Genomic DNA, 19306 nt, shown 5'->3' with positions numbered 1-19306 from the left:
TCGGAACACGGCTTCTCAGGACCCGCGTACGACGAGGTGGGGGCACAGCAGCGCCATGGCACAGGGCACGGTCCAGGTGACGCACACCGGCACGTCGCGGTGGCGGCGCCGTACAGGTGAGTACGCATCGCTCGCCGCCGCCCTGGAGGCCGCGGCCGACGGTGACGTGCTCACCATCGCCGCCGGGACCTACCGGGAGAACCTCGTCATAGAGCGGGCGGTGACGCTGCGCGGCCCCGAGGGATCGGCCGGTTCCGTGCGTATCGCGCCCGTCGACGGAGTGCCGCTGACCGTACGTGCCTCCGCCGTGGTCCAGGACCTGCTCGTGGAGGGCCAGGACTCGGCCGCGCCCGCGCTGCTCGTCGAGGAGGGCACCCCGGAGCTCATGGACATCCGGATCGTCACCCGGTCCGCGGCCGGCATCGAGGTGCGCGGCGGCGCGCGCCCGACGGTGCGGCGGTGCACGGTGGACAATCCGGCCGGCGTCGGCATCTCCGTGCTCGACGGCGGGGGCGGGGTCTTCGAGGAGTGCGAGGTCGTGGCCGCCGGCCAGTCGGGCGTCTCGGTGCGCGGCGGTGCCCATCCGCGGCTGGAACGCTGCCGGGTGCACCACACGGCGGGCGCGGGCCTGTCGGTGACCGGCGAGCAGTCCGCCCTCGAAGCGGTGGGCTGCGAGGTCTACGAGGTCAGGGGCAGCGGCGTACAGATCTCCGCGCGGGCCACGGCGCACCTCACGGACTGCGATGTGCACCGTACGACGTCGGACGGTGTCACGCTCGACACGGACGCCGTGCTGACGCTCGCCGACTGCCGTATCCACGACATCCCGGAGAACGCGGTCGACCTGCGGTCCCGGTCGGTCCTCACCATGACGCGCTCCACCGTGCGCCAGTTCGGGCGCAACGGCCTGTCGGTCTGGGATCCCGGCACGCGGGTGGACGCCAACCAGTGCGAGATCCACGACAGTACGGGCGACTACCCGGCGGTGTGGGTCAGCGACGGCGCGACGGTCGTCCTCGAATCCTGCCGGGTGCACGACGTGCCGGACGCCCTGTTCGTGCTCGACCGCGGCTCGCGCGCCGACGTCGTCGACAGTGACATCACCCAGGTCCGCAACACGGCCGTGTCGGTGAGCGACGGCGCCACCGCGCAGCTCGACGACTGCCGGATCCGGGACGCCGCGACGGGCGCCTGGTTCCGCGACCACGGCAGCGGCGGGACGCTCTCCGCCTGCACGATCGACGGCACGCAGACGGGCGTGATCGTCACCAAGGGCGCCGATCCCACGATCGAGCGGTGCACGGTCACCTCGCCCGCGGAGGCGGGTTTCTACGTGTCGGCCGGCGGTCGTGGCAGCTTCCACGGCTGCCGGGTGACGGGCAGCGGCGGATACGGCTTCCATGTGATCGACGGCTGCCGCGCCACCCTGAAGAAGTGCCGTACGGAGCGGTGCGCGCGCGGTGGTTACGAGTTCGCCGACGCCGGGGGCGACCAGGCGGCCGGCACCGGGCCGCTGGTCGAGGACTGCACGAGCGACGAGAGCGCCCACGCGCGAACCCCGGCCCCGGAACCCGTCGTACAGACCGCGGGGCAGTCCTCCGGTCTGCTGGGCGCCATCCCGGGCCAGCGCGTCACCGAGCAGGAGCCGCTGGTCGCCGCGTCGGAGCCGGAGCGGCCCTCGCGCACCTCGGAGGCCGTGCTCGGCGAGCTGGACCTGCTGGTGGGCCTGGAGAGCGTCAAGCGCGAGGTGCGGGCGCTCACCGACATGATCGAGGTGGGCCGCCGACGCCAGCAGGCAGGCCTCAAGGCCGCCTCCGCCCGGCGCCATCTCGTCTTCACCGGCTCCCCCGGCACCGGCAAGACGACGGTCGCCCGGCTGTACGGCGAGATCCTCGCCTCCCTCGGTGTCCTGGAGAAGGGGCACCTCGTCGAGGTGTCCCGTGTCGACCTGGTCGGCGAGCACATCGGCTCCACGGCGATCCGTACGCAGGAGGCGTTCGACAGGGCGCGCGGCGGCGTGCTGTTCATCGACGAGGCGTACGCGCTGTCGCCGGAGGACTCGGGGCGCGACTTCGGCCGCGAGGCGATCGACACCCTGGTGAAGCTGATGGAGGACCACCGGGAGGCGGTGGTCGTGATCGTCGCGGGCTACACGGCCGAGATGGAGCGCTTCCTGTCGGTCAACCCCGGTGTGGCGTCCCGCTTCTCACGGACCATCACCTTCGACGACTACGGCGCCGAGGAACTGCTGCGGATCGTGGAGCAGCAGGCGGAGGAGCACGAGTACCGGCTGGCACCCGGCACGGACCAGGAGCTGGTCAAGTACTTCACGGCGATCCCGAAGGGGCCCGCGTTCGGCAACGGCCGTACCGCGCGGCAGACCTTCGAGGCCATGGTGGAACGGCACGCGGGGCGGGTCGCCCAGCTCGCCGAGACGAGCACGGACGACCTCACCCTGCTGTACGCGGAGGACCTGCCGGAGCTTCCCTGAGCCCCGGTTCCCGTTCCCGTCCCCGTCCCCGTCCCTGGACCTGGAATTGGACCTGGGTCTAGGTCGATGTCGGTTCCGCTCCGGGGTCGCCCTGTGGTTCCGCGGGCCCGGTGCCCGGTCGCGGTGCCGGGATGTCGGGCCTGAGCCGGGCGAGCAGCTTCTCCCGCTCCTCGGCGAAGACCGGGTCCGCCTGGTAGTCCGAGTGCCCGAGGATCGGCGCGGGCAGCGGGTGCTTCTCCGACCGGCAGTACGCGAGCGGGTCCTCCAGGGCCTCGCGGTCGACCTTGGGCCCGCAGTCGCCGGGCAGTCGCATGGGGCCGCCGATGGGGTCGGTGGCCCGGTACAGGTTGCGCCAGCAGTCGACGTCCCGGTGCAGGCCGCTGAGCGCCGCGGGCCCGAAGTGCGCCGGGAACCAGCGCCCGTAGAGCCGCTCCAACGGTGAGCCGTAGGTCAGCAGCGCTACCCGCTTGCGTACCGCCGGTTCGAGCTGCCAGGCCGCGGCGGCGGCGAGGACGCTGCCCTGGGAGTGGCCCGAGAGGACGAGACGGCCGCCGGTGGCGCGGGTCCAGCCGGCGATGCGCCAGGTCAGGTCGGGGACGGCGCGCTCGGCGTAGCAAGGGGGCGCGAAGGGGTGTGCCGCGCGCGGCCAGAACGTACCGACGTCCCACAGGATGCCGATGGTGCGGCGGGCGGTCTGGTCCTTGTAGGCGCGGCGGCCCCAGGTGACGAACAGTATGAAGCCGACACCGATCAGCCAGGAGCCGAGTGCCTGGGCGGTCTCGGCCGCGCCCCGTACGACGGGGTAGGTGCCGCGGGCCGCCTCGCCCGGGGCGTCCTGGGTGGCCAGGGCGCCCGCGAGTGCCAGGCCGCCCAGGATCAGCGTCACGACGGAGGTGACGCCGATGATCCGGGGGGCCCGGTCGGTGAGGGAGGCCATGGCGCGGATGCTCGCGATGCGGCGGGTGGTGGACTCGTCCTTGGGCTCGTCCTCGTAGGCGCGTTCCACCGCGGCCGTCTCGGTGCGGCGCAGCACCACCGTGCGCCGGGCCAGCCAGCCGACGAGGACGAACAGGACCAGCAGCAGGGGCGGGATGACGGACGCCTGCCAGGTCAGCAGCACGGGCGGTCCCGCGATCGTGCCGCCGGTGCCGTCCAGCCAGTCGGCGACGCGCTGGGAGACTCCGCCGGACATCACCCCGCCGAGCGCGCAGGCCAGCATCGCGACGGCGGGCCCCGCCAGGCCCCGCATCGCGGTACGGGGATCCGGCTGGGCGCGGTAGAGGACGTGGGCCACGGCCCCGAGGGCGATCACGAGCAGGCACTCGACCAGCGCGATGGTGCCGAAGGCGGTGCCGCCGCCGGACAGCCGGTGGTCCGAACTCCATTCGGGACGCGACCAGCCCGCGTAGACGAAGGTGAGGACGAGCAGGGCGAGCGAGCCGAGGGGCAGCCGGCGCACGAGGGCCGCGTCGAGCTGCCGGTCGAGCCGGTGCTCGCTGCGGCCCCGGCTGCAGACGACCCACAGCACGAAGACCGCCCCCAGCACGAGCGACCCGTTCAGGAGCCAGCCGAGCACGTTCAGGGCGGCCGGCCCGCCGGCCTCGCGGTCGTGACGGGCGGCGGCGGCGCCGACCGCCGCGGCGATCGTCAGCAGACCCGCGGCGGTGTGGGCGACCCGCAGCCGGGCGACCAGCCGGCGTCCGTACCAGAAGCCGGGGCGGCCGAGCCCGGCCCTGCTGTCCTCCTCCTCCGGCTCGTTCTCGCGCGGCCTCGGCTGCTGGGACTCGTACGCGCTCCAGGTGCGGTGCGAGAGGTACCAGAGGAGACCTGTGAGAGCGGCGGGCACCAGTGAGGCGAGGGCGAGGCGGCGGCCGGGCTGGCTCCACCAGCCGCCGTCGGAGACCGCCGGGGAGAGGAAGCCGAGCCAGGAGTGCTCCCTGGCGCAGTCGGGCGTCCCCGCGCACTGCCATGCGGCCAGGTCGAGGGCGACCTCGCAGGCCGCGGCGACCAGGAGCACCGTGAGGGTCAGTCCCGCCAGGCGCACCAGCAGGCCGTAGAGCCGTACCGCGGGCTTGCGGTTGTCGCTCACCGTGGGCCGCATCCAGTGGGCGAGGTTGACCACCATGAACGGCAGGAGCAGCAGCCACAGCGCCCGCGAGCCGTTGCCCGAGGTGAGGTTGCACCAGACGTACGCCTCGGGAATCGGTTTGCCCTGGTGCTCCGCGGGCCGCCGCGTCGCGTTCGTCTCGGCCTCGACGTCGTCGGCGCGGCGGAAGACCGCGGCCGTGTCGTCGCCGGTGATCCGGACCGTGCGCGGATCGTTCAGCATTTCCTGGGGCGTCGTGCCTCCGACGCCGTGGACCAGGAGTTCCAGCGCGGTGTCGGCCGCCTGCTGCGGCCCCGGACCGGTCGCCCCGCTCAGCGGTCCGTGCTTCTGTAGACGCTCCACTGTCGTGTGTCCCCCGTGATGCCCGTGCGGCATGTGTCATGTCCATGTGTCGTGTCCAGATACAAGGATCTCCTCTGTTGACCCTGCGCGCACCACTCGTCACGGAATCTCCCCGATCCGTGTGACGGTGGCGGACACGAGGTGGCAGCGTGACGTGTGCGCGTCGCCACAGGCAGTGGCGCGGCCTGCGGAGGCCCGTGCGAGGATGGGGCGTCCCGCGGACCACAGGTGAGGGGAATGTCCTTGCCGGTGTTCGGCGCAGGGGCTGCACAGGGGTATGTCGGGCGGGTCGAGGCGAAGGGAACCGGAGCGGACGTGAGCGAGAATCAGAACCTGCTCGCGGAGCAGCGGCGCGCTCTGATCCTGGACGAGGTCCGGCGGCGCGGTGGCGTCCGCGTGAACGAACTGACCAGGAAACTCGGCGTGTCCGACATGACGGTCCGTCGCGACCTGGACGCGCTCGCCCGGCAGGGCGTGGTGGAGAAGGTGCACGGCGGTGCCGTCCCGGTGGTCGAGGCGAGTACGCACGAGCCGGGTTTCGAGGCCAAGTCGGGCCTGGAACTGACGGCCAAGGAGGACATCGCGCGGGCCGCCGCGTCGCTGGTGGCCCCGGGCACGGCGATCGCGCTGTCCGGCGGCACGACGACGTACGCGCTCGCCCATCAGCTTCTCGACGTGCCGGACCTGACGGTCGTGACCAACTCGGTGCGGGTGGCCGACGTCTTCCACTCGGCGCAGCGCACGTCGGGGCAGCGGCAGGGCGCGGCGACGGTCGTGCTGACGGGCGGCGTGCGCACACCGTCGGACTCACTGGTGGGTCCCGTCGCGGACCAGGCGATCGAGGCACTCCACTTCGACGTGCTCTTCCTCGGGGTGCACGGCATATCGGTGGAGGCGGGTCTGTCCACGCCGAACCTGGCGGAGGCCGAGACGAACCGGCGACTCGTGCAGTCCGCACGGCGTGTCGTCGTGGTCGCGGACCACACCAAGTGGGGCACGGTGGGGCTGAGTTCGTTCGCCGCGCTGGAACAGGTCGACACACTGGTGACAGACGACGGGCTGCCCGCGGAGGCGCGCACGGAGATCTCCGAGCACCTGCGGCGCCTGATGGTGGCGGGCGAACCCGAGGCCGAGGACGAGGACGCGTCGGACGCCTGAGTGTCCGCCCGGGCTTCCATGGACGGTAAAGACATCTGACGTGCCGCCGGTTATGGTGACCCCGCCCCGCCGACTGCCGTGTCGCGGGACTGCGTTCAGGGCTCGTTCCCGACTTCGTTCCCGCGAAGGGGTCGTACGCATGGTCCATCGACTGCGCCCCGTAGAACTCGACTTCGTCGAGAACGCTCCCGTGCGTCTGGTGTTCGCGAAAGGGGTGACCTCGTCCCCCGAGGCGGTCTACCGCGCGCTGGCCGAGGACGTCGAAGGCTGGCCGCAGTGGTTCTCCGCCGTCTCCTCGGCGCGGTCGGCCGACGGCGGCTCCGGACGGCGGATCCGTCTCAGGGGCGGCACCCGCTTCGAGGAGACGGTCGTCGCGGCCGAGCCCCACGAGGTGTACGCGTACCGCGTCGACGTGACGAACGCCCCCGGCGTGCACGCCCTCGTCGAGGAGTGGCGGCTCACTCCGGACGGCGCCCGCGGCACGCGGGTGCGGTGGACCCTGGCCGCCGACGGCACGGCGGCGTTCCGCCTGGTGACGAGGCTGAGCCGGGCGGGGCTGGGCCGGGCGTTCCGCCACGCGGTGGGGAAGCTGGACCGGCGGATCGGTTCGCCGCACGCGCCCTGACGGCCGCCGTCCCGGCAGGCCCGCGGCTCCCTCCGGCGCGCACCCGGGCTCGCGCCACCCCGAGGGCGCCGGGGACGGGCCGCTCAGGCGGGCCAGATCCCGGTGGCCAGCAGCGCGTCGATCGTGGCCGCGTAGGGCGCGATGTCCAGTCCCTGACCGGCCAGCCAGTCGTCCGAGTAGTACTTGTCGAGATAGCGGTCCCCGGGGTCGCACAGCAGCGTGACCACGCTCCCGGTCCGGCCCGCCGCCGCCATCTCCGCCACGATCTTCAGCGAGCTCCACAGGCCCGTGCCGGTCGAGCCGCCCGCCTTGCGCCCGATGGCCTGTTCCAGCGCCCGCACGGCCGCCACGCTCGCCGCGTCCGGCACCTTCATCATCCGGTCGACGGCCCCGGGTACGAAGCTGGGTTCCATCCGCGGGCGGCCGATGCCCTCGATGCGCGAGCCGCAGTCGGTGGTGACCTCCGCGTCACCCGTGGTCCAGCCCTCGAAGAAACAGGAGTTCTCCGGATCGGCCACACAGATACGGGTGTTGAACTGCATGTAGTGCACATAGCGTGCGATGGTCGCCGAGGTGCCGCCGGTCCCCGCGGTGGCCACGATCCACGCGGGCTCGGGGTAGCGCTCCAGCTCCAGCTGGCGGTAGATCGACTCGGCGATGTTGTTGTTGCCGCGCCAGTCCGTGGCCCGCTCCGCGTACGTGAACTGGTCCATGAAATGGCCGCCGGTCTGTGCCGCCAGGGCCGCCGATTCCGCGTACATCGTCCGCGGGTCGTCGACGAAGTGGCACCGGCCGCCGTGGAACTCGATCAGGCGGCACTTCTCCGGGCTCGTGGTGCGGGGCATGACCGCGATGAACGGCACCCCGATCAGCTTGGCGAAGTACGCCTCGGAGACGGCCGTGGAGCCGCTCGACGCCTCGATGACGGGGCGGCCGTGCCGGATCCAGCCGTTGCACAGCCCGTACAGGAAGAGCGAGCGGGCCAGCCGGTGCTTGAGACTGCCGGTGGGGTGGGTGGACTCGTCCTTGAGATACAGGTCGATGCCCCAGCGCTCGGGCAGGGGGAAACGCAGGAGATGGGTGTCGGCCGATCTGTTCGCGTCGGCCTGGACCTTCCGCACGGCTTCTTTGAGCCAGTGCCGGTACTCCGCGTCGCTGTGGTCGACATCGAGCGTGGCCGTCGGCTCGTGGGGGCGGGCCTGCTGTGGGGTGGTCACGGCGGGGCTCCTTCGGGTGGCTGCCGACGTCGGGTCGCGCGGTCGGACGCCTCGATCATAGGCACCTTGCACACGCTTCTCACCTGCATAAACACTCCTTTGGGAACCTCAAAGGGACTCCTGGTGCGGGCGAACACCGAGCGGTTGGGGGGCGCATTCACGCGAGTGCGCCGGAGGGCATGTGCCACGCCGTGATGCGCACTGGTGCTCGACGCCCCGCGCGGGCAGACTGCACGCAGAGGACGCCGGTCCCGGCGGGACGCACAAGAGAACGGGACCCGCGCCGTACGCACGACAAGGCGTGCCCCGTCTTCACCACGGGGTACACGACTGGCATGCACGACGGGGCACGACCGAGCGCACAAGGGGGTGGGGCACATGGCGGAGCCGGAGTTCACAGCCACAGGCGTGCGGATCGGGAAGCGGCTGCGTTCGCTCACCCGGGCCGGGCAGGTCCGGATCAGCGACGGCAGACTGGAGTTGCTCACCAGCTACGGCAGTGAGATCGACAGCGCGCCGGTGCAGGCGGTCCGTGCGTCGAAGCCGTGGTTCGCCCAGGCGGACCGGGCGCTGGCGGACGTCAACGGCACCCGCTATCTGCTCACCCTCGGCGACCACGATCCGGCTCCCGGAGAGCCCGGTCCGCCGGCCGCCCGTCGGTTCATCGAGGCCGTGCGCGACGCGGCGGGACGCGTGCGCTGAGCCCCGCGCAGGGCGCCGTTCGTCCGGCCGCCGAGATCACCGCGAGTTGCGGGAGCGCGCCTCCTGAGCCACTCTGTTGTCACGTCACTCTGGGTTTACCGGCGATAACGCTGCGAACCAGCCCGCCGGCCACCGACAGCAGGCGGTCGGCGCGCGCAGGCAGCCCGCTGGATCCGCACTCGTCTTCTTCCGGACCTCAATTCGGGGAGTCGCAGCCGTGATCAGCCAGCCAAGCAAACATTGCACGGTGGAGCTCAACGCTCTGCCCTCGCGGATCGGCCAGGTCCGCAGAATCGTATCTGCGCAGTTGCGCTACTGGCGTCTGGATCCCTTGATAGACCGGGCCGCGCTCGGTGTGACCGAGCTGTTGACCAATGTCCATCTGCACGCCCGGCCCGACAAGCTCTGCACCGTCGAGATCGAGCTGCTGCTCGACCGGCTCACCGTCTCGGTGCACGACCGCGACCCGCGCCTTCCCGAGGTGCGGGACGCCAACTCCCTCGCGACCTGCGGACGTGGTCTTTCGATGGTGGCCGCGGTGAGTGAGAGCTGGGGTGTGCGGCCGGACGGCGAGTCGGGGAAGGTCGTGTGGTTCACCCTCACGGCTCCGTCCGCCGCGGCGGCGCTGCCCGTCCGGCCGCCGTACACCGCTGTCGCGGCGTCGGGCGGGGGCGGGTTCGTGGAGGTGGAGCATGCCGGGGATGCGCTGGCGCCGGCTCCTGAGAGTGGACACGCTCCCGCCCGGTCGGCCGTTGCCGGCTGACCGGGCGGTGACAGGTTGCTTCGCGGCGGGGGGTGGGGGTGGCGGTCTGGTTTTCGCCCCCGCCGCCCCTGCCCGTTCCCGTCACGTACTCAGGGGCTCCGCCCCCGAACCCCCGGCCCTCAAACGCCGGACGGGCTGAAGGGGTACGGGAGGGTGGGAGTAGGGGCGCAGCCCCACTCCCAGGGCGTAGGGGCGCAGCCCGCTCCCAGGGGCGCGGGGAACTGCGCGAACGGCCCCCAGCGGCCCGCAGCCGAAGCATCTCGGCGCATCCGGCGTTCACTGTGCGGCGATGGCCCTCAGTACGTCCGGACGGGCGGCCCGCCGGGCCGGGCGCAGACCCGCGAGCGCCCCCGCGGCGAGCCCTACCCCGGCGATCACGGCGGTTCCGGGTTGCGGGTGCCGGGTTCCGGATGATGCTTCGAGGCTCGCGCCGGGAGGGGGTCCGGGGCGTCGTACGGCCAGCGGCAGTACGCGTACCTCCGCGGGAGTAGGAACGGGGGCTTCAGCTGCTCCAAGCGGCTTCGGCCGACCCTCGACTCTGTAACTACTAGTATGTACAGTGGCGGTGTGAGCACTCCGGAGCGTCTGATCGAAGCCACCCGCGAGCTGCTGTGGGAGCGCGGCTACGTGGGCACGAGCCCGAAAGCGATCCTGCAGCGGGCGGGCGCCGGCCAGGGCAGCATGTACCACCACTTCACGGGCAAGTCCGAGCTGGCCCTGGCCGCGATCCGGCGCACCGCGGAGGAGATGCGCGCCACCGCGGAAGCGGTTCTCGGCGGGCCCGGTTCCCCTTCCGAGCGGATCGAGGCGTATCTACGGCGCGAGCGCGATGTCCTGCGCGGCTGTCCGGTCGGGCGGCTGACCATGGATCCGGACGTCGTCGTGAGCGACGCACTGCGCGCGCCCGTCGACGAGACGCTGGACTGGTTGTGCGAGCGGCTGGCCGGCATCGTCGAGGAGGGCCAGGAGCGGGGCGAGTTCGCGTCGGCGCTGGACGGCGAGGAGATCGCCGCGACGATCGTGGCCACGGTCCAGGGAGGCTACGTGCTGGCCCGCGCGTCCGGCTCGACCGCCGCCTTCGACACGGGGGTGCGCGGGCTGCTGTCCCTCCTCGCACTCCGCTCCCCCTCCGGCAACTCGCCCACACCCACCAAGGCCTGAGCCGCCGGGAGGCACCGATGCACGCCATGCAGTACGAGATCACCCTGCCCGCGGACTACGACATGGGCGTCGTCCGGGACCGGGTGGCCCGTGTCGGGCATCTGCTCGACGACTGGGACGGGCTCGGGATGAAGGTCTATCTGCTGCGGGAGCGCGGCGTGGACGGCTCGCCGGTCAACCAGTACGCGCCGTTCTACCTGTGGGACACCCCCGAGGGCATGAACTCCTTCCTCTGGGGGCCCGGCTTCCAGGGGCTCGTGAACGACTTCGGGCGCCCCGTGGTGCAGCACTGGGCGGGCCTGGCGTACGAGGACGGCGGCGCCGCCGGTGCGACGCCCGAAGTCGCGGTACGCAGGCGGGTGCGCGTCCCCGAGGGCGTGCCGCCGACCGAGGTGGCGCGGGAGGCCGTGCGGGAAACGCGGCGCCTGGCCGCGCTGGACGGGGCCGTGGGCGCCGCTGCCGCCGTCGACCCACGTCACTGGGAGGTCGCGCACTTCTCCCTCTGGGCCCACGACCCGCCCGAGGCCGACGGTGAGACTTACCGCGTGCTGCATCTGTCGGCGCCGGGGCGTGACCGGCTGCGTCGGGGACGGCACTGGTGAGCGGGGCGCCCGGGGCTCGTACCGTTCGTACGGTTCGTACGGTCCTCGGAGACGTGCCGCCGGCCGAGCTGGGGGTCTGCGACGCCCACGACCATCTCTTCTTCAGCAGTCCCCGCCTGCCGGGGCAGGAGTTGCGGGACGCGGGCGCCGCGACGGCCGAACTGACCGCGTTCGGCGCGGCGGGCGGCGGAAGTGTCGCCCAGTGGACCCCGTACGGCCTCGGGCGGCGGGCCGCCGACCTGCCGCTGCTCGCTCGCGCCGCCGGGGTGCATGTCGTGGCCGCCACAGGACTGCACCAGGCCGTCCACTACGCGCCGGAGGTGCTCGACCGGCTGCGGGGCGGGCTCGCCGACCTCTTCGTGTCCGAGCTGACGCAAGGGCTGGCCACGTCCGGTGTGCGTGCGGGCTTCATCAAGGTGGCGGGCGGTTTCCACGCGCTCGACGCGCATGCCCGCTGGACGATGACCGCGGCGGCCGAGGCGCACCACGCCACGGGGGCGCCCGTCGCCGTCCACCTGGAGCTGGGCACGGGCGCGCTCGACGTACTCGATCTGCTGTGCGGTGAGTCGGGGGTGGCGCCGAGCAGTGTGATCCTCGGGCACCTCAACCGCTCCCCCGACCCGGTGGTGCACCGGCAGGCCGCCGAGTCCGGCGCCTACCTGGCTTTTGACGGCCCCTCACGGGCGAACCACGCGACGGACTGGCGCATGCCCGAAGCCGTACGGGAGCTCGCCGACGCCGGGTTCGGCGACCGGCTGCTCCTCGGCGGGGACACGACCACGGCCGGGGCCCGCTCGGTGAACGGCGGGCCGGGCATGCCGTACCTGCTGCGCCGCGTCCGTCCAAGGCTCGAACTCGCCCTGGGGAGTGAGCTGGTGGAGCAGATCCTGACGGCGAATCCGCAACGGGCGTACGCCGTCGGGTGGACGTAGACCCACGGCCGACGCGCCCTGGGGCCGACGGCAGGCGGTCGCGCTTCGGAGCGGCTCAGGCGTGTGCCAGAGCCGCGATCGGGTCGTCCAGCACCGGCTGCCACGCCAACTCGGCCGCGCCCACCAGGCTGTTGTGGTCCAGCGTGCAGGCCAGGATGGGTACGCCGCCGCTCTGCCCCCACAGACTCCGGTCCGCCACGACGGCCCGCAGCCTCTCCGGGTCGGCGTCGAGGAGGGTCCGGTGCAGGCCGCCGAGGATGATGCGGTCCGGGTTGAGGATGTTGACCAGGCCCGCGAGGCCCTGGCCCAGCCGGTCGATCAGCGCCTCGACGGCGGTGCGTACGCCCAGCTCGGCGTAGTGGTCGCGGATCAGCTCGTTGGACTGCTGGAGCAGCGACACCTCGGGGCCGGGGTCGCGGCCGGCCGCCGTCAGGAACGCCAGGGGGTCCGCCTCGACGTCCAGGCAGCCCCGGCTGCCGCAGTGGCAGGCGCGGCCCTCCGGGTTGACCGTGAGGTGGCCGACTTCGAGCGCGAGGCCCGAACTGCCCGTGTGCAGCCGCCCGTCGAGCACCAGCGCACCGCCGACGCCCCGGTGTCCGGTCGCCACGCACAGCAGATCGCGCGCGCCGCGGCCGGCGCCGTGCCGGTGTTCGGCGAGCGCGGCGAGGTTGACGTCGTTGGCCGCGAACGCCGGACCGGTGATGCCGGCCGCGCGGACGCACTCCGCGAAGATCTCCCGCACGGGCGCGCCGGCCGGCCAGGCCAGGTGCAGCGGGTTGAGCGCGGTGCCCTCGGGTTCGGCGACGGCCGACGGGACGGCCACTCCGGCGCCCACACAGCGGCGGCCCGTCTCCCGGAGCAGTTCGGCGCCCGCCTCCACGACCGAGCGGAGCACCTTCGCCGGGTCGGCGTCCACGGTCTCGCAGCCGGGCGCGGTCGCCACGAGACGGCCGCCGAGGCCGACCAGGGCGGCCCGGAAGCCGTCGGCGTGCACCTGGGCGGCAAGGGCCACGGGGCCGTCCTCGGCGAGTTCCAGCCGGTGCGAGGGGCGGCCCTGCGAACCGGCCGCGGCGCCCGGACGGGCGTCGACGCGGATCAGACCGAGCGCTTCCAGCTCCGCGGCGACCGCGCCCGCCGTCGCACGGGTCACACCCAGCTCGGCGGTGAGCACGGCCCGGGTCGGCGCGCGTCCCGTGTGCACGAGTTCCAACGCGGGTCCGAGCGCACCCCGCCCCCGGTCCAGCCGTGTCCTGGTGCTTCCTTCTCCCACCGCGCCGGGGGCCGCATCACCGCTCATGAGGGCGAGTCTCCCATGATCCGGTGGCCGGGTGACCGGTCAGCAGCCGGTCACACGCTCCGGAGGCCGCTCACCCGCAGGGTGATGTTCAGCCGGCCGGTCAGTCCCAACTCGCGTGGCGCCGTGTCCGCGTGGACGCGCGGCACGCCGTGGTGGGCGAGCCGGGCCGGGCCGCCGAACACGAACAGGTCGCCGCTGCGCAGTTCCACGTCCGTGTAGGGGCGGCCTCTCGACCCGGTGGTGCCGAACCGGAAGACGCAGGTGTCGCCGAGACTCAGCGAGACCACGGGGGCGTCGGACTTCTCGTCGCTGTCGCGGTGCATACCCATGCGGGCGTCGGCGTCGTAGAAATTGATCAGCGCGATGTCGTACTCGTACGGGGGTGCCTGCGTGCCGTCCGCGAAGGCGTCCCGGGCCGCCCGGCGCCCCAGCTCCCCCAGCCAGGCGGGGAACTTCTTCACGGGCGCCCCGTCCCCGTCGACGACCGTTGACGCGTACCCGTACGGATACCAGTGCCATCCGAGGCAGACCTGCCGGGAGGTCATCGTGCCGCCGCCCGGGGTACGGACAGTGCGCAGTCCCGCGGGCGGCCGGGCCCAGTCGCGGCAGGCCTCCAGCAGCTCCTTCTGGCGCCCGGGCGACAGCCAGTCCGGCACGTGCACGGCGCCCGGCGCGATCTCCCTGCGGCTCCTGGGAAACAGTTCGGCGTCCATGGCTCCCATCCTCCCGCAGGGTCCGCACCCGCTCACGCCGTACCCTCACGTGGTCACCGGGCGTCCCTGAGCTGCGCCTCAGTTAGCCTGGACCCAATGACCGACCGTATGACGACCCCCTCGGCCGAGCTGATGCTGGCGCGCTTCCCCGAGGACTCCCGTGACCAGCTCCGTGCGTGGGACGCCTCCGACGAGTACCTGCTGAAGCATCTCGCGGACAGCGGCCAGGCGCTCGACGGCACGGTCGTCGTGGTCGGTGACCGCTGGGGTGCTCTCACCACGGCCCTCCGGGCGCACGCGCCGGTGCAGATCACCGACTCGTTCCTCACCCGGGAGGCGACCCGCGCCAATCTGTCGCGCAACGACGCCGACCAGGATTCCGTACGTCTTCTCACCACGCAGGACGCGGTGCCCGAGCGCGTCGACGTGCTGCTGGTGCGCGTGCCGAAGAGCCTCGCGCTGCTGGAGGACCAGCTGCTGCGGCTGGCGCCCTCCGTGCACGAGGGGACCGTCGTCGTCGGCACCGGCATGGTCAAGGAGATCCACACCTCGACGCTCAAGCTGTTCGAGCGGATCATCGGACCGACGCGGACGTCACTGGCCGAGAAGAAGGCCCGGCTGATCTTCTGCACGCCGAACCCCGGAATCGTGCCGTCGGCGAACCCCTGGCCGCTCAGTTACACGCTGCCCGACGGCATCGGCCCGGTCTCCGGCCGCACGGTCGTCAACGAGGCGGGCGTCTTCTGCGCCGAGCGCCTGGACATCGGCACCAGGTTCTTCCTGCAGCACCTGCCGTACGGGCGCCGGGCCGCGCGTGTCGTGGACCTGGGCTGCGGAAACGGTGTCGTCGGTGCCGCGGTGGCACTGGCGCAGCCGGAGAGCGAGGTGCTGTTCGTCGACGAGTCGTACCAGGCGGTGGCCTCGGCGGAGGCGACGTACCGGGTGAACACCGACGGCGCGGCCGAGCACGGCAAGGCGGAGTTCCGCGTCGACGACGGCCTGAACGGTGTGCCGGAGGACAGCGTCGACCTGGTGCTGACCAACCCGCCCTTCCACTCGCACCAGGCGACGACCGACGCCACGGCGTGGCGGATGTTCGTCGGGGCGCGCCGCGCGCTGCGGCCGGGCGGGGAGCTGTGGGTGGTCGGCAATCGCCATCTGGGCTATCACGTGAAGCTGCGGCGCCTCTTCGGCAACAGCGAACTGGTCGCGAGCGACGCGAAGTTCGTGGTCCTGAAGGCCGTCAAGCAGGGGCAGGAGTAGCACCGGTCCCGCCGCGCAGGGAGCGCGGCGATCCGCCGAGTTCGCGTCGGCAGGCCTTGTTGAAGGCCTGCAGATCGGGGATGCCGACCGACGCGGCGACCGCCGGGATGGACAGGGTCGAGGCCCGCAGCAGGTGCCGGGCGCGATCGAGCCTGCGGCGGCGGATGTACGCGACCACGGTGCCGCCGGTCGCGGCGCGGAAGAGCCGGGTCAGGTGGTTGTGCGAGACGCCCGCGGCGCGGGCCACCGCGGGCACGGTGAGCGGGGCGGCGAGATTGCCCTCGACGTACGCCATCGCGGCGGTGACGGCCGGATGCGGGCCCGGGCGATCGGCGGCCGGAGTCAGGTGGGCGACGCGCCACAGCGCGGTCCAGACCTCGGCCCTGGTGCGCTCGGGTTCGCCCGGCGCGGAGGCCACCGCCTGAAGCAACAGGCCGGTCAGCACGGGGAGTTCGGCTCCGGCGTCCTGCAGCACGGGTACGGTGCGCGGCGTCCCGGTGGCGGCGATGCGCAGGTGTGCGTACAGGTGTTCCGAGCGGCCCTGGTAGCGGTAGCGGACCCTCGCGCCGGGCGGTACGAGGCTGACCCGGCCGGGCCGGACGAGGTGCGGTGTGCCGTCCACGGTCAGCTCGGCCTCGTACTGGTAGAGGTGCAGTTGCCACAGCTCGGGCAGCCGGAAGACGTCCGTGCGGCTCGCGACACCGTGCACGCCGACGCCCGCGTCGGCCACGACGGGTGGCTCGCCGAGGTGGATGGTCGTCTCCAGCATGGTGAAAAACTACCAGTGGTGGTGAGAGGGGGTGGTCCCTGCGGAGCTGAACGCCGAGGCGATCGGCTTCCTGGGCCGGGGCGTACCCGACGTGCCGTACGACAGCACGGTGGCGGACGCCTTCGACGTCCAGTTGATGTACTACCGCAGGACGTGACCCTGGACATGGGCGGCACCCTGAGCGTGCCGGGCAGCCGTCTCCGGTGTACGAACGAGTCGGACACCGGCCGCCACCAGAACCTGCTCGGCCAGTCACGGCTGGTCTGCCCGGCGGGCACCGCGGTGTTTCTGCACCACGGACTCCGGCACGGCGGTCGGCGCAACGACAGCGACGGCAACCGGTGTCGTTCCTCAAGCACGAGTTCTTCTTCGAGAAGCTCGCCGAACTGCCGTCGGAGGGTCCGGCGGATGGCCCGGTGGACGGGTGAGCGGCTCTGCGGGGCAGCGGGTCAGCGGGCGTCGAGTACGCCGATGATCCGGGTCACCGCCTCCGCCATGGCCTCACGTGCCACCACGAGGTACTTGCGCGGGTCCACCGCCTCGGGGTGCGCGGTCAGGAACTGCCTGATCGCGTCCGTCATCGCGATGTTCAGGGCGGTGCCCACGTTCACCTTGGTGATGCCGCCGGTGACGGCCGCCCTCAGCTCGGAGTCCGGGACGCCGGACGAGCCGTGCAGGACGAGCGGTACGTCGAGGGCGGCGGTGAGCCGCTTGAGGAGGTCGTGGTCGAGGGCGGCGGTGCGGGTGGTCATGGCGTGGCTGCTGCCGATGGCCACGGCCAGGGCGTCCACACCCGCGTCGGCGACGAAGGCGCGTGCCTCGCCCGGATCCGTACGGGCCCCCGCCGCGTGGGCGTCCAGCGGACGCTGCCCCGCCTTGCCGCCGACCTCACCCAACTCGGCCTCGATCCACAGACCTTGGGCATGCGCCCAGTCCGCGGCGGCCCGGGTGGCGGCGAGGTTCTCGGCATAGGGCAGGTGGGCGGCGTCGTACATGACGGAACCGAAACCGGCGTCCGCCGCCTGCCGGAGCAGTTCGTCGCTCTGCACGTGGTCGAGGTGCAACGCGACCGGGACCGCGGCGTGTTCGGCCGTGGCGGCGGTGGCGCGGGCGAGCGGCAGCAGCCGTCCGCCGCGGAACTTCACCGCGTTCTCGCTGATCTGGAGGATGACGGGGGAGTTCGCCGCCTCGGCGCCGGCGACGACGGCCTCGACGTGCTCCAGCGTGATGACGTTGAACGCGGCGACGGCGGTTCGGGCGGCGGCCGCCCGGGAGACCAGCTCACCGGCTGCTACGAGAGGCATGGACCGTCCTTCAGGGCGTGGCGGGCGTGGTGGCGGGATCACCTAGGACGACCGAGCGTGTGAGGTGGCGGGGCTCGTCGGGGTCGAGCCCCCGTGCGGCGGCGACGGCCACGGCGAGGCGCTGGGCGCGGACGAGTTCAGCGAGCGGGTCCAGGCCGCCGTCCACCCACAACGCCCCGGTGTCACGGACCTGTTGGGCCAGCCCCTCGGGCGCCTCGCCCAGCATCCAGGTCGCGGTGCCGGCGGTGGTGACGCTGATCGGGCCGTGCCGGTACTCCATCGCCGGGTAGGCCTCGGTCCACGCCAGGGAGGCCTCGCGCATCTTGAGTCCGGCCTCGTTCGCGAGCCCGACGCTCCAGCCCCGCCCCAGGAAGGTGAACTGCGTGCAGTCGACGAGTCCTTCGGGCAGCGGCTCGGCCAGCGCGGTGCGGGCGTCGGCGACGACGGCGTCGGTGTGCAGGCCGAGATGGGCGCGCAGCAGGGTGAGCGCGGTGGTCGCGAACCGCGTCTGGACGACCGACTCCTCGTCGGCGTAGTCGAGTACGACGACGTCATCTGCCGCTTCCAGCACGGGAGTTCGCGGATCCGCGGTGATCGCCACCGTGCGGGTGCGCCCCTTCAGCCGGCCCAGCAGGTCGAGCACCTCCGTGGTGGTGCCGGAGCGGGTCAGGGCGATCACCCGGTCGTACGAGCGGCCGTGCGGGAACTCGGACGCGGCGAAGGCGTCCGTCTCACCCTGCCCCGCCTGCTCGCGCAGGGCCGCGACGGCCTGCCCCATGAACCACGAGGTGCCGCAGCCGACCAGCGCGACGCGCTCGCCCGGCGCGGGCAGCACGGCCGCGTGCTCCGCGGCCTCCCCGGCGGCCCGCACCCAGCACTCGGGCTGGGACATCAGTTCGTTCTCGACATGGCTCACGCCGCGGCCTCCCGATGGTGAAATGCTTGTTTGTGCAAGATATAGCGAGTTTTCGAGCACAATCAAGCATTCCACGGTGAACGACGTGCGTTAGGGTCGCCGCAAGATCGGAGAACGGGCACTGTCACGATCTCTGGGACGATCGAGGGACGGAGAGTGCGGATGTCGCGCGACGCCCGCTGGCAGGCGCTGCTGGAACTGCTCGTCGAGCGTGGCCGGCTCGATGTGGAGGAGGCGGCGGCCGACCTGGCGGTGTCGGCCGCGACGATCCGGCGCGACTTCGACCAGCTCGCGGACCAGCAGATGCTCGTACGCACCCGGGGCGGGGCGGTCGTCCACGGGGTGTCGTACGAACTGCCCCTGCGCTACAAGACCGCCCGCCGCGCCTCGGAGAAGCAGCGCATCGCGAAGGCCGTGGCGGATCTCGTGGCCCCCGGCGAGGTGGTGGGCCTGACAGGTGGCACGACCACCACGGAGGTGGCCCGCGCCCTGGCCCTGCACAGCGACCTCGCCGCCGGCTCCCCCGCCCTCACCATCGTCACGAACGCCCTCAACATCGCCGGCGAACTGGTCGTACGCCCCCAGTTCAAGATCGTGCTGACCGGTGGCGTCGCCCGTCCGCAGTCGTACGAGCTGGTCGGCCCGCTCGCCGACGGCGTGCTCGGCCAGATCTCCCTGGACGTGGCCGTGCTCGGCGTGGTCGCCTTCGACGTCGCCCATGGCGCCGCGGCGACCGACGAGGCGGAGGCCGCGATCAACCGCCTGCTGTGCGAGCGCGCCGAGCGGGTGATCGTCGCCGCCGACTCCAGCAAGCTGGGGCAGCGGGCCTTCGCCCGCATCTGCCCGGCGAGCTCGGTGGACACGCTGGTCACGGACGCGGGGGCGGACCAGGAGACGGTGGAGCGGTTCGAGGAGGCGGGCGTCGGGGTCGTCAGGGTGTGAGA

Annotated in this window: 17 protein-coding genes and 1 pseudogene; 11 read left to right on the top strand and 7 right to left on the bottom strand. The window is 72.6% G+C overall.

What is annotated here, in order from left to right; all coding sequences use genetic code 11:
* Positions 1-55: 55 nt before the first annotated feature.
* Positions 56-2491, top strand: coding sequence for a right-handed parallel beta-helix repeat-containing protein (locus ACH4DZ_RS27700; RefSeq protein WP_398290062.1), 2436 nt, complete (start codon positions 56-58; stop codon positions 2489-2491).
* A 58-nt stretch (positions 2492-2549) separates the two neighbouring features.
* Here ACH4DZ_RS27700 and ACH4DZ_RS27695 read toward each other — a convergent pair whose 3' ends face one another.
* Positions 2550-4940, bottom strand: coding sequence for a hypothetical protein (locus tag ACH4DZ_RS27695; protein ID WP_398290061.1), 2391 nt, complete (start codon positions 4938-4940; stop codon positions 2550-2552).
* A gap of 315 nt (positions 4941-5255) precedes the next feature.
* Between ACH4DZ_RS27695 and ACH4DZ_RS27690 the strand changes: the two genes are divergently transcribed.
* Positions 5256-6098, top strand: a complete 843-nt coding sequence (locus ACH4DZ_RS27690; RefSeq protein ID WP_398290060.1) for a DeoR/GlpR family DNA-binding transcription regulator — start codon at positions 5256-5258, stop codon at positions 6096-6098.
* 139 nt (positions 6099-6237) lie between these two features.
* On the top strand, positions 6238-6723 hold the full coding sequence (locus tag ACH4DZ_RS27685; protein WP_398290059.1) for an SRPBCC family protein: 486 nt from the start codon (positions 6238-6240) through the stop codon (positions 6721-6723).
* A gap of 83 nt (positions 6724-6806) precedes the next feature.
* Here the strand turns inward: ACH4DZ_RS27685 and ACH4DZ_RS27680 are convergent, their stop codons facing one another.
* A complete protein-coding gene (locus ACH4DZ_RS27680; RefSeq protein WP_398290058.1) occupies positions 6807-7940 on the bottom strand; it encodes a PLP-dependent cysteine synthase family protein in 1134 nt (377 codons plus the stop codon).
* Between the two features lie 378 nt (positions 7941-8318).
* On the opposite strand from ACH4DZ_RS27680, the gene ACH4DZ_RS27675 reads away from it, so the two are divergent.
* The 5 genes from ACH4DZ_RS27675 to ACH4DZ_RS27655 all read left to right on the top strand — a co-directional run bounded on the left by ACH4DZ_RS27675 (position 8319) and on the right by ACH4DZ_RS27655 (position 12100).
* Positions 8319-8642, top strand: coding sequence for a hypothetical protein (locus tag ACH4DZ_RS27675; RefSeq protein WP_398290057.1), 324 nt, complete (start codon positions 8319-8321; stop codon positions 8640-8642).
* Between the two features lie 217 nt (positions 8643-8859).
* Positions 8860-9405, top strand: a complete 546-nt coding sequence (locus ACH4DZ_RS27670) for an ATP-binding protein (RefSeq protein WP_398290056.1) — start codon at positions 8860-8862, stop codon at positions 9403-9405.
* 552 nt (positions 9406-9957) lie between these two features.
* Positions 9958-10566: a TetR/AcrR family transcriptional regulator gene (locus ACH4DZ_RS27665; RefSeq protein WP_398290055.1), complete on the top strand. Its 609-nt coding sequence runs from the start codon at positions 9958-9960 to the stop codon at positions 10564-10566.
* Between the two features lie 17 nt (positions 10567-10583).
* Positions 10584-11168 carry a DUF4865 family protein gene (locus ACH4DZ_RS27660; RefSeq protein WP_398290054.1) on the top strand — a complete coding sequence of 195 codons (585 nt, stop codon included), beginning with the start codon at positions 10584-10586 and terminating at the stop codon, positions 11166-11168.
* Positions 11165-12100 carry a phosphotriesterase gene (locus ACH4DZ_RS27655; protein WP_398290053.1) on the top strand — a complete coding sequence of 312 codons (936 nt, stop codon included), beginning with the start codon at positions 11165-11167 and terminating at the stop codon, positions 12098-12100. Before ACH4DZ_RS27660 ends, ACH4DZ_RS27655 begins: the two co-directional genes overlap by 4 nt.
* A 55-nt stretch (positions 12101-12155) precedes the next feature.
* Here ACH4DZ_RS27655 and ACH4DZ_RS27650 read toward each other — a convergent pair whose 3' ends face one another.
* Both ACH4DZ_RS27650 and ACH4DZ_RS27645 read right to left on the bottom strand, forming a co-directional pair.
* A complete protein-coding gene (locus ACH4DZ_RS27650) occupies positions 12156-13397 on the bottom strand; it encodes an ROK family protein (RefSeq protein WP_398290052.1) in 1242 nt (413 codons plus the stop codon).
* A 50-nt stretch (positions 13398-13447) separates the two neighbouring features.
* Entirely contained in the window at positions 13448-14110 is a 663-nt protein-coding gene (locus tag ACH4DZ_RS27645; protein ID WP_398290051.1) for an alpha-ketoglutarate-dependent dioxygenase AlkB, read from the bottom strand.
* A gap of 96 nt (positions 14111-14206) precedes the next feature.
* On the opposite strand from ACH4DZ_RS27645, the gene ACH4DZ_RS27640 reads away from it, so the two are divergent.
* On the top strand, positions 14207-15373 hold the full coding sequence (locus ACH4DZ_RS27640) for a methyltransferase (protein WP_398290050.1): 1167 nt from the start codon (positions 14207-14209) through the stop codon (positions 15371-15373).
* On the opposite strand, the gene ACH4DZ_RS27635 is transcribed toward ACH4DZ_RS27640, so the two are convergent.
* Entirely contained in the window at positions 15354-16142 is a 789-nt protein-coding gene (locus ACH4DZ_RS27635) for a helix-turn-helix domain-containing protein (RefSeq protein WP_398290049.1), read from the bottom strand. The two genes, ACH4DZ_RS27640 and ACH4DZ_RS27635, sit on opposite strands and share 20 nt — an antisense overlap.
* 115 nt (positions 16143-16257) lie before the next feature.
* On the opposite strand from ACH4DZ_RS27635, the pseudogene ACH4DZ_RS27630 reads away from it, so the two are divergent.
* Positions 16258-16484, top strand: a pseudogene (locus ACH4DZ_RS27630) (phytanoyl-CoA dioxygenase family protein); the annotation flags it as partial.
* A 107-nt stretch (positions 16485-16591) separates the two neighbouring features.
* Here ACH4DZ_RS27630 and ACH4DZ_RS27625 read toward each other — a convergent pair.
* The gene (locus ACH4DZ_RS27625; RefSeq protein ID WP_398290048.1) at positions 16592-17446 is read right to left on the bottom strand and encodes a ketose-bisphosphate aldolase; all 855 of its coding nucleotides are present in this window, start codon (positions 17444-17446) and stop codon (positions 16592-16594) included.
* A gap of 10 nt (positions 17447-17456) precedes the next feature.
* Entirely contained in the window at positions 17457-18362 is a 906-nt protein-coding gene (locus tag ACH4DZ_RS27620; protein ID WP_398290047.1) for an SIS domain-containing protein, read from the bottom strand.
* 162 nt (positions 18363-18524) lie between these two features.
* Here ACH4DZ_RS27620 and ACH4DZ_RS27615 point away from each other — a divergent pair, with 162 nt between their 5' ends.
* A complete protein-coding gene (locus ACH4DZ_RS27615) occupies positions 18525-19304 on the top strand; it encodes a DeoR/GlpR family DNA-binding transcription regulator (protein ID WP_398290046.1) in 780 nt (259 codons plus the stop codon).
* Positions 19305-19306: the final 2 nt, after the last annotated feature.

It is taken from the genome of Streptomyces sp. NPDC017991, assembly GCF_044328075.1.
GTDB lineage: Bacteria > Actinomycetota > Actinomycetes > Streptomycetales > Streptomycetaceae > Streptomyces.
This window is presented reverse-complemented; position numbering and strand designations above follow the sequence as displayed.

Coding starts and splice junctions, on each gene's coding strand:
- ACH4DZ_RS27625 (WP_398290048.1), bottom strand. CDS start 17,446: ATGCCTCTCGTAGCAGCCGGTGAGCTGGTCTCCCGGGCGGCCGCCGCC.
- ACH4DZ_RS27615 (WP_398290046.1), top strand. CDS start 18,525: ATGTCGCGCGACGCCCGCTGGCAGGCGCTGCTGGAACTGCTCGTCGAG.
- ACH4DZ_RS27650 (WP_398290052.1), bottom strand. CDS start 13,397: ATGAGCGGTGATGCGGCCCCCGGCGCGGTGGGAGAAGGAAGCACCAGG.
- ACH4DZ_RS27635 (WP_398290049.1), bottom strand. CDS start 16,142: ATGCTGGAGACGACCATCCACCTCGGCGAGCCACCCGTCGTGGCCGAC.
- ACH4DZ_RS27660 (WP_398290054.1), top strand. CDS start 10,584: ATGCACGCCATGCAGTACGAGATCACCCTGCCCGCGGACTACGACATG.
- ACH4DZ_RS27700 (WP_398290062.1), top strand. CDS start 56: ATGGCACAGGGCACGGTCCAGGTGACGCACACCGGCACGTCGCGGTGG.
- ACH4DZ_RS27645 (WP_398290051.1), bottom strand. CDS start 14,110: ATGGACGCCGAACTGTTTCCCAGGAGCCGCAGGGAGATCGCGCCGGGC.
- ACH4DZ_RS27640 (WP_398290050.1), top strand. CDS start 14,207: ATGACCGACCGTATGACGACCCCCTCGGCCGAGCTGATGCTGGCGCGC.
- ACH4DZ_RS27675 (WP_398290057.1), top strand. CDS start 8,319: ATGGCGGAGCCGGAGTTCACAGCCACAGGCGTGCGGATCGGGAAGCGG.
- ACH4DZ_RS27685 (WP_398290059.1), top strand. CDS start 6,238: ATGGTCCATCGACTGCGCCCCGTAGAACTCGACTTCGTCGAGAACGCT.
- ACH4DZ_RS27665 (WP_398290055.1), top strand. CDS start 9,958: ATGTACAGTGGCGGTGTGAGCACTCCGGAGCGTCTGATCGAAGCCACC.